This is a genomic window from Phytopseudomonas flavescens, from assembly GCF_900100535.1.
In the GTDB taxonomy this organism is placed as follows: domain Bacteria; phylum Pseudomonadota; class Gammaproteobacteria; order Pseudomonadales; family Pseudomonadaceae; genus Aquipseudomonas; species Aquipseudomonas flavescens.
Genome location: NZ_FNDG01000002.1, coordinates 272,309 through 286,806, shown reverse-complemented (window position 1 = coordinate 286,806; position 14,498 = coordinate 272,309). Strand labels below are relative to the sequence as shown.

Genomic DNA, 14,498 nt, shown 5'->3' with positions numbered 1-14,498 from the left:
GCGAGACCGACTCCTTCTCAACGATTCTTTAACTGGGTGACATTGCTCTGCGCAGCGCTGTGAGTTTCGGGGCGTACGCGCTCGCCGCTGTCGGCATCGAACAGCAGTACCCGCGAGGCATCGATCTGCAACTCGACGTGCTGTCCGATCTCCGGTGCCTGGTCCGGTGCCAGGCGGCAGCACAGCTTGGCGTCATTCACGCTGACGAAGACCAGAGTGTCCGGCCCGGTGGGCTCGGTGACCTCGACCACGGCAGGCAGTGACGCAGCCTGACCGGGCGCACTGGCCGGCTGAATCTGTTCAGGGCGGATACCGAGCAGCAGCGTGCGCTGCTCGGTGCCCTCGGGCAGGTGGCCGAGGGGCAGTTCGCAGCTGCCGGCCGACGAAGTCAGCGTTGCCCACACCTGGCCAGCACGGCGCTGCAGTTGCACGGGCACGAAGTTCATGGGCGGCGAGCCGATGAAACTGGCCACGAACAGGTTGGACGGGTCGTTGTAGATCTGCTGCGGGGTGCCGAACTGCTGGATCACGCCCTCCTTCATCACCGCCACCTTGTCGCCGAGAGTCATGGCCTCGATCTGGTCGTGGGTGACGTACACCGTGGTGGTCTTCAGGCGCTGGTGCATCAGCTTGATTTCGGTGCGCATCTCCACCCGCAACTTGGCGTCGAGGTTGGACAGCGGCTCGTCGAACAGGTAGATCTTCGGCCGCCGCGCCAGGGCCCGGCCCATGGCCACGCGTTGCTGCTGGCCACCGGACAGCTGCCCCGGCTTGCGCCCCAGCAGATGCTCGATCTGCAGCAGCTTGGCGACTCGCGCCACTTCCTCGTCGATGGCCGCCGGGGCCATCTTGCGCATCTTCAGGCCGAAGGCGATGTTGTCGCGCACGCTCATGGTCGGGTACAGCGCGTAGGACTGGAACACCATGGCGATGTCACGATCCTTGGGGCTCATGCCGCTGATGTCGGCGTCATCGACCAGGATCGCGCCGTTGCTGATGCTCTCCAGCCCGGCGATGCAGTTCATCAGGGTGGATTTCCCGCAACCCGAGGGGCCGACCAGGATCAGGAACTCCCCGGCATCGATCTTCAGGTCGATGCGCTTGAGCGTGTCCGTCAGGCCACTGCCATAGGACTTGTTGACGTTGCGCAATTCGAGCGTTGCCATTTACTTCTCCACTTGTGAAAGCGCAGCTTTCAACCCTTTACCGCGCCGGCCGTGAGGCCGCGCAGGAAGTACTTGCCCGCCACGATGTACACCAGCAGGGTCGGTAGCCCGGCGATCATCGCCGCGGCCATGTCCACGTTGTATTCCTTGGCCCCGGTGCTGGTATTGACCAGGTTGTTGAGGGCCACGGTGATCGGCTGGGAGTCGCCGCTGGCGAACACCACGCCAAAGAGGAAGTCGTTCCAGATCTGGGTGAACTGCCAGATCAGGCAAACCATGATGATCGGCAGCGACATGGGCAGCAGGATGCGCCCGAAGATGGTGAAGAAGCCCGCGCCATCGAGGCGCGCCGCCTTGACCAGCGCATCCGGCACGCTGACGTAGAAGTTGCGGAAGAACAGCGTGGTGAAGGCGATGCCATACACCACGTGGACCAGCACCAGGCCGCTGGTGGTGTTGGCCAGGCCGAACTTGCCGAGGGTGAACGAGGCTGGCAGCAGCACCGTCTGGAACGGCAGGAAGCAACCGAACAGCAACAGCCCGAAGAACAGCTGCGAGCCGCGAAAGCGCCACATCGACAGCACGTAACCATTCAGGGCACCGACCGCCGTGGAAATCAGCACGGCCGGCACGGCGATCTTCAGCGAGTTCCAGAAATAGCCACCGACCACGTCCCAGGCCTTGACCCAACCGATCAGGGTGAACGCATCGGGCCAGGACAGCAGGTTGCCGGCACGCACGTCTTCGGGGGTCTTGAAGCTGGTCAGCAGCATCACGATCAGCGGCACCAGGTACAGCGCCGCGGCGAACAACAGGGTGGCGTAGATCGCCACACGGCTTGGGCTGAAGGCTCTAGTCATGGCGTTTGCCCCGCAGTTCCGAGTAGAGGTAGGGCACCAGAATCGCCAGGATCGCGCCGAGCATCAGCATCGCGCTGGCCGAGCCGATGCCCATCTGGCCGCGGCTGAAGGTGAAGTTGTACATGAACATCGCCGGCAGATCGGACGAGTAACCAGGCCCCCCCGCAGTCATCGCCGCCACCAGGTCGAAGCTCTTGATGGCGATGTGCGCGAGGATCATCACCGCACTGAAGAACACCGGCCGCAGGCTCGGCAACACGATGCGCAGGTAGATGGTCGGCAGGCTCGCGCCGTCCACCTGAGCGGCCCGGATGATCGATTGATCGACGCTGCGCAGCCCAGCCAGGAACAACGCCATGACGAACCCCGAGGCTTGCCACACGGCAGCGATCACCAGGCAGTAGACGACCCGGTCCTGATCCACCAGCCAGTCCAGGCGAAAGCCTTCCCAGCCCCAGTCGCGCAACATCTTGTCCAGTCCCAGGCCAGGATTGAGCAGCCATTTCCAGGCGGTACCGGTGACGATCATCGACAGCGCCATGGGGTACAGGTAGAGGGTACGAATGAAGCCTTCGCGACGAATGCGCTGATCGAGCAACACGGCCAGCAACACGCCGATGACCAGGCTGATGCCGATGAACATGCCGCCGAACACCATCAGGTTCTTGCTTGCCACCCACCAGCGGTCGTTGTCCATCAGCCGCACGTACTGCTGCAGACCCACCCACTTGTAGCTGGGCATGAAGCTGGAATTGGTGAACGACAGCACCAGTGTCCAGAGGATGTAGCCGTAGAAGCCGACCAGCACCACCAGCATGCTCGGCGCCAGCACCAGCTTGGGCAGCCAGCGCTGCAGCGCGTCGAAGGGTGAAGCCTTGCCGATTACCGTCGTGACACTCATCGGGCGTTACCAGTGTGGAGATGAAATTCGGGTCGAACGCCGCCAGCGACTGGACCGAGGCCAGGTCGAAGGAGGCTTTGCTGATAAGAACCTGTTCACGATCTAGCGAGCTAAGGAAATGGGCCGGCTAACCGGCCCGGATCAACCTACTGGGCGGATTTGATCGCCGCGTTGATCTGCGCGCCGGCCTTGCTCGGGTCGGCGTTCTTGTCGCTCATGAAATTGGTGACCACGTCGAAGATGGCGCCCTGCACCGCCAGGTTGGTGGCCATGCTGTGGGCCATGCTCGGCTCCAGCTTGCCGCTCTTGTCGGCCGCCTGGAAATCCTTCATGGAGGCCTGGGCACAGCTGTCGAACTTGCTCATGTCGAGGTCGGAACGCACCGGAATCGACCCCTTGTTCTCGTTGAACACGTACTGGAACTCGGGCTCCAGGGCGATGCGCGCCAGGGCGTGCTGGGCGGCGATGTCGCCCTCGTTCTTGAGCTTGAACATGGCCAGGGAGTCGATGTTGTAGGTGTAGCTGCCGGCAGTGCCTGGCATCGGCACGCACTGGTAGTCCTTGCCGGCGACCTTGCCGGCGGCCGTCCACTCGCTCTTGGCCCAGTCACCCATGATCTGCATCCCGGCCTTGCCATCGATGAGCTCGGCCGTCGCCAGGTTCCAGTCACGGCCGGCGCGGTTGTCATCCATGTAGGTAGAGAGCTTTTTCAGCGCGGTGAACACTTCGGTCATCTGCTCGCTGGTGAGGGTCGCCTCGTCATTCTCGACGAATGCCTTGTGGTAGCCCTCGGCACCCATGATGCCAAGCACCAGGCCTTCGAACACGGTGCTGTCCTGCCACGGTTGACCGCCATGGGCCAGGGGTACGAAGCCGGCGGCCTTGAGCTTGTCGCCAGCGGCATACAGCTCGTCGAGGGTGGTCGGCGCCTTGTCGATGCCGGCTTTCTTGAAGACCTGCGGGTTGATCCACAGCCAGTTGACGCGGTGGATGTTCACCGGCACGGCGACGTAGTGGCCGTCGTATTTCATGGTGGTGGCAACGGTCTTCGACAGCAGGCCATCCCAGTTGTTGGCCGTGGCGACGTCATCCAGCGGTGCGAGCAGATCCAGCGCGCCCCACTCCTGCAGATCCGGCCCCTTGATCTGCGCAGCGCCAGGCGGGTTGCCGGAAACCACACGGGTCTTCAGTACGGTCATCGCGGCAGAACCCGCGCCACCGGCCACGGCACTGTCCTTCCAGGTGTAGCCGTCTTTTTCGACCAGCTCGCGCAGCACCTTCACGGCCGCAGCCTCGCCGCCGGACGTCCACCAGTGCACGACTTCGACCGTACCTTTGGAGTCGGCTGCCAGAGCAGCGAGCGGGAATAGCGAGGCGAGAGAAACGGCAGTGGCGAGACGGGTGATCGCGTTCATCGAAGTACCTTTCTTGTTGTTAGCAGCAAGTCGTGGCGCTTGCGTTGCATGGAGTGTAATCAGGCTTTGCCGGCAGCCAGGTAACGAAGGGATGCGCGAATGTCACCACCTCGTTACATGGCTGCCAATGCCGAGGCCAGGCTCGGCGCCAGCGGCAGACGCGGCAGCAGAACGGCCTGGTAGGCGTGATAGAGATCGGGCTTACCAGGCCAGATGCTGGAGGCCGGATGGTTGTCGCTGTCGAGTTCGTGGTGCCAACTGCCATTTTGCAGGTCGATGAAATGGCTGCAGGCAAACTCCCAGAACCGTCGATACCACTGCTCGTAGATGGCCTCCCCCGTGCGTCGCAGCAAGGCCGCGGCGGCGGCACAGGCCTCGGCCTGCACCCAGTGCAGCCGCGCGCGTACCACCGGGCGCCCCAGCCAGTCGAGGTTGTAGACCAACCCTGGTGCGCCATCGGCATGCCAGGCATCGCGACAGGCGCTGGCGAACAGCCCACGGGCATCCTCCAGCAGCCAGTCGGGCGCGTCTAGGCCGGCTCGGGCCAACGCGGCTTCGAGGTGCAACAGTAGACGCGCCCACTCGAAACTGTGCCCCGGCGTACTGCCATAGGGCCGGAACGGGTCGGCACGGTTATCGGCGTTGTATTCGGGCAAGGCCTGCCACTGCGGGTCGAAATGCTCGACCACCACATAGCCCCGGGAGGCCGCGTGATGGTGGATCAGGCGCTCGACGATACGCAGCGCGCGCTGTAGCCAGAGGGCATCACCGGTGACATCCGCCAGGGCGAGAAACGCCTCGGTGGCGTGCATGTTGCTGTTGGCACCGCGGTAGGCCTCTTCCTGCAACCAGTCGCTGCTGAAGCTCTCGCGCAGCGCGCCCTCCTCTTCGCACCAGAAATGCCGCTCGATAATGCCGATCGCCTCGGCCAGCAGCGCCTCGGCTCCGGGCCTGCCGGCAGCCTGCGCAGAGCTGGCGGCCAGGGCCACGAAAGCATGCAGGTAGGCTGACTTGTCGCCCTTGCGACTGGCGTCGGCGAACCAGCCGCCAGCCCGTTCGTCACGCAAGTCGCCCTGCAGCGCGGCGATGCCGTGATCGAGCAGATGGGCATAGCCGGGAATACCCTGGATATGGGCCAGGGCGAAACAGTGAGTCATGCGGCTGGTGTGCATCAGCTCGGCGCTGGCATCCGCAGGCAGTCGCCCCTGGCCGTCCAGCGCGGCAAAGCCCTGCGCCACGCGCGAGGCGCTGGCGAACGGCAGCAGCCGCATGCCTTCGGCGTTCAGCCAGGCGCGATGAGGGGGTTGCGCCAGCCAGCTGTCGGAGGGCAGTGCAGGTGTTTTCATTGTTGTTATTCCGTGCAAACGATAAATGCTTGAACCGTAGGGTGGGTGACGCTTCATCCACCCACCAATCCCCTCGGCGCTCATGGCAAGAGTCTAACGGCGGCTGCCCGTCACCCAAGTAACGAAGGCCGGTCGCTTCGTCACCATCTGGTGACATTCACTCCGGCGACCGCGGCAGTTGCAGCGTCACCCGCAGCCCGCCCTCACGCAGATTCTGCAGGCTCACCTCGCCGCCATGGCTGTGGGCGATATTGCGCGCGATGCCCAGCCCCAGGCCGTAGCCCTGCTGCTGCCCGGACAAACGGAAGTGCGGCTCGAAGACCTGCTCCAGGCGCTGCTCTGGGACACCTGGCCCTTCGTCGTCGACATGCAGCACATAGGCAGCCTCGTCGTCTTCGACGTGCAGGTGCGCCGTGTGGCCGTACTTGAGGGCATTGTCGATCAGGTTGCCGATGCAGCGCCGCAACGCCAAGGGCTTGCCCAGGTAGGCGGCGCGTGCCTGGCCATACAGGGTGACCCGTCCGTTGCCAGCCGGCGCCAGGTAGGGCTCGACCAGGCAGTGCAGCAGCAGGTTGAGGTCGACGGGCTCGATGTTTTCGTGGATGTCGGTGTCCTTGACGCACTGCAAGGCGCCCTTGACCAGCAGTTCCAGCTCGTCCAGGTCCCGGCCGAACTTGGTCTGCAGCGCCTCGTCGTCGAGCAGCTCGACGCGCAGACGCAGGCGCGTGATCGGCGTGCGCAGGTCGTGGGAAATGGCGCTGAACAGCTGGGCACGCTCGGTCAGGTAACGGCTGATGCGCTCGCGCATGGCATTGAACGCCCGGCCCACCTCGACCACTTCACGGCCACCGCCCTCGAGCACCGGTTCGACGTCGGCGCCCAGGGACATGTGCCGAGCGGCCCGCGCCAGTCGCTTCAGTGGCCGGCTCTGCCAATGCACCAGGATGCCGATGAACAAGAGCAGGAAGCCGCTACTGAGCAGAATGAACCACAGCTGCTGGGTCGGCAGCACCGGCTCCTCGAGGCTGGTATAGGGTTCCGGCAGCAGCGAGGCGATATACAGCCACTCGCCAGGCGCCAGCTGGATCTGCGTGACCAGCACCGGCGGATTGACCGGCTCCAGGGTCAGCGCGTAATGCGCCCAGGAGCGCGGCAACTCGTCGAGCTTCAGGCCGCCATTGAAGATCCGCAAGTCATCCGGGCTGACGAAGGTCACGGAAATGTCCGCAGCGTTGCCCAGCGACGCGCGCAGCACCTCGCTCACCGCCTGGATCACCGCCTGCTTGCGCGGCGTGACCGGCAACAGATGCATCGACAGTGGCCGGTCATTGAGGCTGACCACGAAGCGCGTGCCGCCCATGCTGCGCAATTGGTCGAGGACCATCGGCCTGTAGGCCACCGGCAGCGAGCGGAAGTAACGCACACTGGCCGACATCGAATGGGCCAGACTGCGCGCCGTGGTCACCAGCCCTTCGAGCTGCGTGGCGCGCAGCTGGGACAGCCAGATGGCGCTGGACAGTGCCTGGGCGACCAAAACCGATAGCAGGGTCAGCAACACCATGCGCCCCAGCAACGACCGGGGAATCGGCAACAGCCGACGCCAGTCAACGCGCATTGCCGGCCTGGGCACTGACGGTGGCGGCCAGTTGGTAGCCACTGCCGCGCACGGTACGGATCAGCCGCGGCGGCTTGTCGGTGTCGCGCAAGCGTTGACGCAGGCGGCTCACGGCCATGTCGACGATGCGCTCCAGCGGCATCACCTCGCGCCCGCGGGTAGCGTTGCCGATGGTGTCGCGATCGAGGATCTGTTGCGGGTGATCGAGAAACAGTTTGAGCAGCGCGAAGTCGGCGCCGGACAGCAGCACCTCTTCACCGTCGCGGTGGAACAACCGGTGGCTGACCATATCCAGGCGCCATTGATCGAACGCCAGTACATCCGCGCCGCGCTCCTGGGAAAAGTGCACGCGGCGCAGCAGCGCCTTGATACGCGCCAGCAGTTCGCGGGGGCTGAACGGCTTGCCGAGGTAGTCGTCGGCCCCCAACTCAAGGCCGATCACCCGGTCGGTCTCGTCGGAACTGGCGGTCAGCATGATGATCGGCACCTGGGCGAAACGCTGGTGCCCGCGCGTCCAGCGGCACAGGCTGAAGCCATCTTCATCGGGCAGCATGACGTCGAGAATCACCAGGTCCGCGCCGCCTTCGCACAGCGCCTGGCGAAACCCGGCGCCATCCGCCACGGCGTTCACCTGCAGGCCGGCACGGCCCAGGTAGGTTTGCAGCAGTTCACGAATATCCTGGTCATCGTCGACCAGCAGGATGGATTTTCCAGCTCTCACATCGATAATCCTTGTTGTTGTTATCAGCGATGCTTGGACACGCTATTTGCCTGCTAACTCCGTAGGAGGTGTTGTTGTGCGGCCACCCCCGCGCCCACCAGGCCAGGGTATTCGGCAGTCACCAGCCAGACCGGCAGGTCATCGAAATAATCGCTCATGCAGCCCTTGTCGCGCAGGCTGCTGGAGAAGCCACTGGCCATGAAGAAGTCGGCGAAACGCGGCACCATGCCGCCGGCGATGAACACACCGCCACGCGCCCCGAGGGTCAGCACGTTGTTGCCGGCGACCCGGCCGAGCAGGCAGCAGAACTGCTCCAGCACGTTGACCGCCAGGGGCTCGCCCTGCAGCGCGGCGCGAGTCACCTGGGCCGCGCTCTGCAGCGCGGCGGGCTGGCCGTCCACCGCGCAGGTCGCACGGTACAGCGCCAGCAAGCCGTTGCCACTGAGCGCACCGGCCTCGGCGCTGACATGCCCGAGCTGGCGATGCAAGGCCTGCCAGATCAATGCCTCGCGGGCGCTGCCCACCGGCAGGTCGACATGCCCGCCCTCGCCCGGCAGCGCGTGCCAGCTGCCATCCGGCAGCGCCAGCAGCGTGCCGACGCCAAGGCCGGTGCCGGCGCCGATCACCACGGCCGGGCGCTGCGGCTGCGCCACGCCAGGGCAGACGCTGATGTATTCATCGGCCCGCAGGCGAGTCATGCCCAGCGCCATGGCGGAGAAATCGTTGATCAGCAGCAGCTCGCGCACCTGCAGTTCGGCACGAAACGTCGCACGGTCGATGCGCCATGGGTTGTTGGTGAAGCGAAAGGGATCCACTTCGACCGGGCCGGCACAGGCCAGGCAGATGGTCTCCACCTCACCGAGCGCCAGGCCCTCGGCCGCCAGGTAGGCCTGGATAGCCTGCTCGACGGTGGCGTGATCGGCAGTGGCCGATACACGCACCGACTCCAGGCGTTCGTCACGCCACAGGGCGAAGCGCGCGTTGGTGCCGCCAATGTCGCCAACCAGCGCCAGACTCATCGCAGCGAGTCCAGTTCTGCGGTGAAGGCACTGGCGCCCTCTTCCGCCGGGCTGAACGCGGCGCGCATGAAAGCGAACAGCTCGCGGCCGCAACCGACGCCGGTGCCTTGCGGACGCAGCGCCGAATCGCGGGCGGCCCATTCGATCTCGTCGACCAGAATCTGCAAGTGCCCCTGCACGCCATCGACGCGAATCACGTCACCGTCGCGCACCCGAGCCAGCGGCCCGCCATCCCAGGCTTCCGGGCTGACGTGAATGGCCGCCGGCACCTTGCCGGAAGCACCGGACATGCGCCCGTCGGTAACCAGCGCCACCTTGAAGCCGCGATCCTGAAGGATACCCAGGTAGGGGGTGAGCTTGTGCAACTCCGGCATACCGTTGGCCTTGGGGCCCTGGAAGCGCACCACCGCGATGAAATCGCGCTCCAGCTCGCCGGCCTTGAAGGCTTCGGCGAGATCCACCTGAGTCTCGAATACCCGCGCCGGGGCCTCGACCACCTGGTGCTCCGCTGCCACTGCCGAGACCTTGGCCACACCATTGCCGAGGTTGCCCTTGAGCACGCGCAGCCCGCCTTCCGGCGAGAACGCTTCCGGCACGCCACGCAGGATATTGCGGTCCAGGCTCTGCTCCGGGCCCTGGCGCCAGACCAGGCCATTGTCGCCGAGGAACGGCTCCTGGGTGTAACGCGACAGGCCATGGCCGGCGACGGTGTAGACATCTTCGTGCAGCAGCCCGGCATCGAGCAGCGTGCGCACCATTAAGGGCACCCCACCGCAGGCATGGAAGTGGTTCACGTCGGCCTGACCGTTGGGGTAGACCTTGGCCAGGGTCGGCGTGATGGCGGACAGGTCAGCCATGTCCTGCCAGGTCAACTGGATGCCGGCGGCACGGGCAAAGGCCGGAATGTGCAGGGTATGGTTGGTCGAGCCGCCGGTGGCGTTGAGCGCCACCACCGAGTTGACGATGGCCTTCTCGTCGATGATCCGGCACAGCGGCGTGTACTCGCCACCCTGGCGGGTCAGGCGCACCACCTGATGCGCCGCCTCGGCGGTCAGCGCGTCACGCAGCGGCGTGTACGGGTTGACGAAGGACGAGCCCGGCAAGTGCAGGCCCATGATTTCCATTACCACCTGATTGGTGTTGGCGGTGCCGTAAAAGGTGCAGGTGCCGGGGCTGTGGTAGGACTTCATCTCCGACTCCAGCAACTGCTCGCGGGTCGCCTTGCCTTCCGCGTAGAGCTGGCGGACCTCGGCCTTTTCCTTGTTGGGAATACCTGAGGGCATCGGCCCGCCCGGCACAAAGATCATCGGCAGGTGGCCGAAACGCAAGGCGCCGATCATCAGCCCGGGGACGATCTTGTCGCAGATGCCCAGCAGCATCGCCGCATCGAACATGTTGTGCGACAGCGCCACGGCGGTGGACATGGCGATCACTTCGCGGCTGGCCAGGCTCAGCTCCATGCCCGGTTCGCCCTGGGTCACGCCGTCGCACATGGCCGGCACGCCACCCGCCACCTGGCCGACCGAGCCCACCGCGCGCAGCGCCTGCTTGATCAGCTCGGGGTAATGTTCGTAGGGCTGGTGGGCCGAGAGCATGTCGTTGTAGGCGGTGACGATGCCGACGTTGGCCTCGTTCATCAGGCGCAGTCGCTGCTTGTCGTCGGTCGAGCCACAGCCGGCAACGCCATGGGCAAAGTTGGCGCATTGCAGCGCACCGCGGTGCGGACCATCACTGTCAGCAGCGGCCATCTGCGCCAGGTAGCGCTCGCGGGTGGCCCGGCTGCGGGCGATCAGGCGGTCAGTTACCTCGAGGATGCGGGGGTGCATGGTATCGGCTCCAGGCTAACAGGTAGCTTTTAGAATTGTATTTTTATCAAAATACTGACAGCAAAGATGCTGGTTTACTACTTTACTCAGAACAATATTGTTTTTAAAACAACAAACCGAGGGAGCAACCTGCCATGACTCTGCGAATCGCCATCAATGGTTTCGGTCGTATCGGCCGCAACGTGCTTCGTGCACTTTATACCCAGAGCTACCGGCAACGGCTGCAGGTCGTCGCCATCAACGACCTGGGTGACAGTGCGATCAATGCACACCTGCTCAAATACGACAGCGTACACGGCATTTTCGATGTGTCCGTCGAAGTCGAGGGGCAGCACCTGATCATCAATGGCGACCGGATCGCTGTCAGCGCCATCCGCAACCCGGCGGACCTGCCCTGGAAAGATCTCGACGTCGACGTGGTCTTCGAGTGTACCGGCCTGTTCACCGACCGCGACAAGGCTGCCGCACACCTGACTGCAGGCGCTCGCAAGGTGATCATCTCCGCTCCCGCCAAAGGTGCCGATGCCACGGTGGTCTACGGCGTCAACCACGACAATCTGCGCGCCAGCCACCAGGTCATCTCCAACGCCTCCTGCACCACCAACTGCCTGGCGCCGGTCGCCCAGGTGCTGCAGCGCGAACTGGGCATCGAGAGCGGGCTGATGACCACCATCCACGCCTACACCAACGACCAGAACCTATCCGACGTCTATCACAGCGACCCGTTCCGCGCGCGCTCGGCCACCCAATCGATGATTCCCACCAAGACCGGCGCGGCCGAAGCGGTCGGTCTGGTGCTGCCGGAGCTGGCGGGTCGCCTGACCGGCATGGCAGTGCGCGTGCCGGTGATCAACGTCTCGCTGGTCGACCTGACGGTGCAGGTGCAGCGCGACACCAGCGCCGAGGAAATCAATGCCCTGCTGCGCGCCGCCAGCCAGCAGTCGCCGGTATTGGGCTACAACGAACTGCCGCTGGTGTCCTGCGACTTCAACCACAACCCGCTGTCGTCGATCTTCGACGCCAACCACACCAAGGTGCACGGCCGGCTGGTCAAGGTACTGGCCTGGTACGACAACGAGTGGGGCTTCTCCAACCGCATGCTCGACACCTGTCTGGCTGCCCACGCGGCCAACTGAGCCGGCGCTGACCAGCGCAGCGAAGACCGAGCGGCATTAAGGCTCGGTAATTCGCCGCGAGCGGATTACAATTGCCGCCCCCTTGAACCTCAATGCCGGCCATTGACGCCAGATCGCTCTGGTCGGCCTCGCCAGCCGGGTCGGCAGGCAGCAGGTACTTTGTCATCCGAACATCACTGGAAGCCGCATGGACTCTAGCCGCAACACACTCGAACAGCACTACACCGCGATCCTCGGCCAACTGGGCGAAGACGTTTCCCGCGAAGGCCTGCTCGACACGCCCAAACGCGCTGCCAAGGCCATGCAGTACCTGTGCAATGGCTATGCGAAGACGCTGGAAGAAGTCACCAACGGTGCGCTGTTCAGCTCTGAAGCCAGCGAGATGGTGGTAGTCAGGAACATCGAGCTTTATTCGCTGTGCGAGCATCACCTGCTGCCCTTCATCGGCAAGGCCCATGTCGCCTATATCCCCAACGGCAAGGTGCTGGGGCTCTCCAAGGTGGCGCGCATCGTCGACATGTATGCCCGTCGCCTGCAGATCCAGGAAAGCCTGAGCCGGCAGATCGCCGAAGCGGTCCAGCAGGTCACCGGCGCCCTTGGTGTGGCGGTGGTCATCGAGGCGAAGCACATGTGCATGATGATGCGCGGTGTGGAGAAGCAGAACTCCTCCATGGTCACCTCGGTGATGCTCGGCGAGTTCCGCGAAAACGCCGCGACCCGCAGCGAGTTCCTCAGCCTGGTCAACAACTGAGTCCCACGCAGTTGCCGTGGGGCAGCTGACTTTTCGCAGTAGCCACTGCCGCCATACCGTCAGACGGCGCGTTCGCGGGGCGTCAGGGTCACCCAGTAGCGGGTGCGGGCCTGCACGGTCAGCGGCAGGCTGGCGGCGAGCAGATCGAGGATGGCATCGGTGTCGGCCAGGCGGAAGCTGCCCGTGACACGCAGCGATTCGAGGGCTGGCGACCAGCGCAGGATGCCGGGCCGATAACGATCCAGCTCACGCAGGAAATCACCCAGCGGCTGGTCGTTGGCCATCAACACGCCGTCACGCCAGCCGGGCACATCGGTGTCGAAGGCCTGTGTCGATTCGACAGCGCCATCGCGCAGGCGCACCCGCTGCCCAGGACGCAACGCCAGTGTGTCGTAGCGCGTTGGCAATAGCTGTGCCGCACCGCTGAACAGCGAGAATTCGCATGCATCGCCCTGCTGGCGCACGCAGATCTGCCCGGCATTGACCGTCGCCCTGCCCTGAGTGGTGTCGATGATGAAGGGCGTGGTGCCGGCAACGCGCAAGGCGATCTCACCGCGTACCAGGGTCAATTGCCGCCGGCCAGCGTCGAGATTCACCGCCGAGGCGGTATTGAGTTCCAGGACGGCGCCATCGGCCAGGGACAGGCTGCGGCGCTCGCCGGTGCCGGTGGACAGGTCCGCCCGCCAGGCATCGATGGGCAGTTCGTGGCTCACCAGCCAGGCCGAGGGCGCCAGCGCGGCCACTCCGAGCATGCCCTTGAGCAGGCGTCGACGGCCCTGGTCAGGGCGGTTAAGGCTGGCCATGGCCAGCTCCGGTGGCAGTCCGTCGAAGCGCGAACGCAGGGCTTGGATGCGCTGCCAGGCGTACTCATGGGTAACGCTGTGGTCGCGCCAGCGCTGCAGCGCGGCATGCTCCCGCTCACCGGCCTCGCCGGATTCGATCAGCGCCAGCCAGCGTGCGGCAGAGCGCGCGATCCGCCGGGTATCCTCGCTGACCTCGCGGTTCAGCACAGCTCGACCAACAGGCAGTGCTCGTAGGCCTGCACCATGTAGCGCTTGACGCTACGCTCGGACACCTCGAGCCGCTCGGCGATGTCGCGGTAGCCCAGCCCTTCGAGCTGGCTGAGCAGAAAGGCGCGCCGTACCACCCGTGGCAGGCCGTCCAGCAGCTCGTCCAGGGCCTGCAGGGTTTCGAGCACCAGCCAGCGTTGCTCCGGGGACGGCGCGCTGGCCTCGGGCAATTGCATCAGCGCATCGAGATAAGCCTGCTCCAGGCTGCGCCGCTTGTGGAGGTTGATCAGCAGACGCTTGCCGATGGTTTTCAGGTAGGCACGCGGTTCCTGCAGGTCGGCGATCGTCTGCGAGCCTGCCAGTACGCGCATGAAGGCGTCCTGGCTGAGATCGGCAGCGTCCCAGCCATTACCCATGCGCCGGCTCAACCACTGCTCCAACCAACTGCGATGATCACGGTAGAGATCGTGAAAAGCCCGCTCACTTGATACAGCCGAACCGACCATGCAGAACACCATTACGGAAACCAATAACGAGATCGATTCTAATTAACAACTGACCCGAACGGTAGCCTTGCGCATGGATTTAAAGCGCCCTGATCGCCCCGTTCATGCGATGGCAACACCGCCAGCACGTGGCTCACCCGGAAATCCACGGCCCGGGGTCGCCCCCAGCACCGCAAAATATTTGGCAACGACTTCCCCGCACTCTATTGTGCTGCGAGTTTTCGAC

At 64.7% G+C, this 14,498-nt stretch carries 13 protein-coding genes; 2 read left to right on the top strand and 11 right to left on the bottom strand.

What is annotated here, in order from left to right; translation table 11 throughout:
* Positions 1-17: 17 nt before the first annotated feature.
* The 9 genes from BLR94_RS03450 to edd form a co-directional block, all read right to left on the bottom strand.
* Positions 18-1,166, bottom strand: coding sequence for an ABC transporter ATP-binding protein (locus BLR94_RS03450; RefSeq protein ID WP_084303247.1), 1,149 nt, complete (start codon positions 1,164-1,166; stop codon positions 18-20).
* A gap of 29 nt (positions 1,167-1,195) precedes the next feature.
* Positions 1,196-2,026: a carbohydrate ABC transporter permease gene (locus tag BLR94_RS03445; protein WP_084303248.1), complete on the bottom strand. Its 831-nt coding sequence runs from the start codon at positions 2,024-2,026 to the stop codon at positions 1,196-1,198.
* The gene (locus BLR94_RS03440) at positions 2,019-2,927 is read right to left on the bottom strand and encodes a carbohydrate ABC transporter permease (protein WP_084303249.1); all 909 of its coding nucleotides are present in this window, start codon (positions 2,925-2,927) and stop codon (positions 2,019-2,021) included. The genes BLR94_RS03445 and BLR94_RS03440 overlap by 8 nt, the downstream gene beginning before the upstream one ends.
* Positions 2,928-3,073: 146 nt before the next feature.
* Positions 3,074-4,342: an ABC transporter substrate-binding protein gene (locus tag BLR94_RS03435; protein WP_084303250.1), complete on the bottom strand. Its 1,269-nt coding sequence runs from the start codon at positions 4,340-4,342 to the stop codon at positions 3,074-3,076.
* 113 nt (positions 4,343-4,455) lie between these two features.
* Positions 4,456-5,688 (bottom strand): D-mannose isomerase, encoded by a 1,233-nt coding sequence (locus tag BLR94_RS03430; RefSeq protein ID WP_084303251.1) that lies wholly within the window; start codon positions 5,686-5,688, stop codon positions 4,456-4,458.
* Between the two features lie 157 nt (positions 5,689-5,845).
* Complete coding sequence (locus BLR94_RS03425; RefSeq protein ID WP_084303252.1) at positions 5,846-7,303, bottom strand: ATP-binding protein; 1,458 nt, start codon at positions 7,301-7,303, stop codon at positions 5,846-5,848.
* Complete coding sequence (locus BLR94_RS03420) at positions 7,293-8,024, bottom strand: response regulator (RefSeq protein ID WP_084303253.1); 732 nt, start codon at positions 8,022-8,024, stop codon at positions 7,293-7,295. The genes BLR94_RS03425 and BLR94_RS03420 overlap by 11 nt, the downstream gene beginning before the upstream one ends.
* Before the next feature lie 53 nt (positions 8,025-8,077).
* Positions 8,078-9,043: a glucokinase gene (locus BLR94_RS03415; protein ID WP_084303254.1), complete on the bottom strand. Its 966-nt coding sequence runs from the start codon at positions 9,041-9,043 to the stop codon at positions 8,078-8,080.
* Complete coding sequence (gene edd, locus BLR94_RS03410) at positions 9,040-10,869, bottom strand: phosphogluconate dehydratase (RefSeq protein ID WP_084303255.1); 1,830 nt, start codon at positions 10,867-10,869, stop codon at positions 9,040-9,042. The genes BLR94_RS03415 and edd overlap by 4 nt, the downstream gene beginning before the upstream one ends.
* A 134-nt stretch (positions 10,870-11,003) precedes the next feature.
* Here edd and gap point away from each other — a divergent pair, with 134 nt between their 5' ends.
* Both gap and folE read left to right on the top strand, forming a co-directional pair.
* Positions 11,004-12,005: a type I glyceraldehyde-3-phosphate dehydrogenase gene (gene gap, locus BLR94_RS03405; RefSeq protein ID WP_084303256.1), complete on the top strand. Its 1,002-nt coding sequence runs from the start codon at positions 11,004-11,006 to the stop codon at positions 12,003-12,005.
* 187 nt (positions 12,006-12,192) lie between these two features.
* Positions 12,193-12,756 (top strand): GTP cyclohydrolase I FolE, encoded by a 564-nt coding sequence (gene folE / locus BLR94_RS03400; protein WP_084303257.1) that lies wholly within the window; start codon positions 12,193-12,195, stop codon positions 12,754-12,756.
* Between the two features lie 59 nt (positions 12,757-12,815).
* On the opposite strand, the gene BLR94_RS03395 is transcribed toward folE, so the two are convergent.
* Complete coding sequence (locus tag BLR94_RS03395) at positions 12,816-13,766, bottom strand: FecR domain-containing protein (protein ID WP_090423648.1); 951 nt, start codon at positions 13,764-13,766, stop codon at positions 12,816-12,818.
* Complete coding sequence (locus tag BLR94_RS03390; protein ID WP_084303499.1) at positions 13,760-14,272, bottom strand: sigma-70 family RNA polymerase sigma factor; 513 nt, start codon at positions 14,270-14,272, stop codon at positions 13,760-13,762. Before BLR94_RS03390 ends, BLR94_RS03395 begins: the two co-directional genes overlap by 7 nt.
* Between the last annotated feature and the right edge of the window lie 226 nt (positions 14,273-14,498).

What these genes read in the sequence shown, in the direction of transcription:
- folE (WP_084303257.1), top strand. Translation starts at nt 12,193, where the DNA reads ATGGACTCTAGCCGCAACACACTCGAACAGCACTACACCGCGATCCTC.
- BLR94_RS03440 (WP_084303249.1), bottom strand. Translation starts at nt 2,927, where the DNA reads ATGAGTGTCACGACGGTAATCGGCAAGGCTTCACCCTTCGACGCGCTG.
- gap (WP_084303256.1), top strand. Translation starts at nt 11,004, where the DNA reads ATGACTCTGCGAATCGCCATCAATGGTTTCGGTCGTATCGGCCGCAAC.
- edd (WP_084303255.1), bottom strand. Translation starts at nt 10,869, where the DNA reads ATGCACCCCCGCATCCTCGAGGTAACTGACCGCCTGATCGCCCGCAGC.
- BLR94_RS03435 (WP_084303250.1), bottom strand. Translation starts at nt 4,342, where the DNA reads ATGAACGCGATCACCCGTCTCGCCACTGCCGTTTCTCTCGCCTCGCTA.
- BLR94_RS03415 (WP_084303254.1), bottom strand. Translation starts at nt 9,043, where the DNA reads ATGAGTCTGGCGCTGGTTGGCGACATTGGCGGCACCAACGCGCGCTTC.
- BLR94_RS03425 (WP_084303252.1), bottom strand. Translation starts at nt 7,303, where the DNA reads ATGCGCGTTGACTGGCGTCGGCTGTTGCCGATTCCCCGGTCGTTGCTG.
- BLR94_RS03390 (WP_084303499.1), bottom strand. Translation starts at nt 14,272, where the DNA reads ATGGTCGGTTCGGCTGTATCAAGTGAGCGGGCTTTTCACGATCTCTAC.
- BLR94_RS03445 (WP_084303248.1), bottom strand. Translation starts at nt 2,026, where the DNA reads ATGACTAGAGCCTTCAGCCCAAGCCGTGTGGCGATCTACGCCACCCTG.
- BLR94_RS03450 (WP_084303247.1), bottom strand. Translation starts at nt 1,166, where the DNA reads ATGGCAACGCTCGAATTGCGCAACGTCAACAAGTCCTATGGCAGTGGC.
- BLR94_RS03430 (WP_084303251.1), bottom strand. Translation starts at nt 5,688, where the DNA reads ATGAAAACACCTGCACTGCCCTCCGACAGCTGGCTGGCGCAACCCCCT.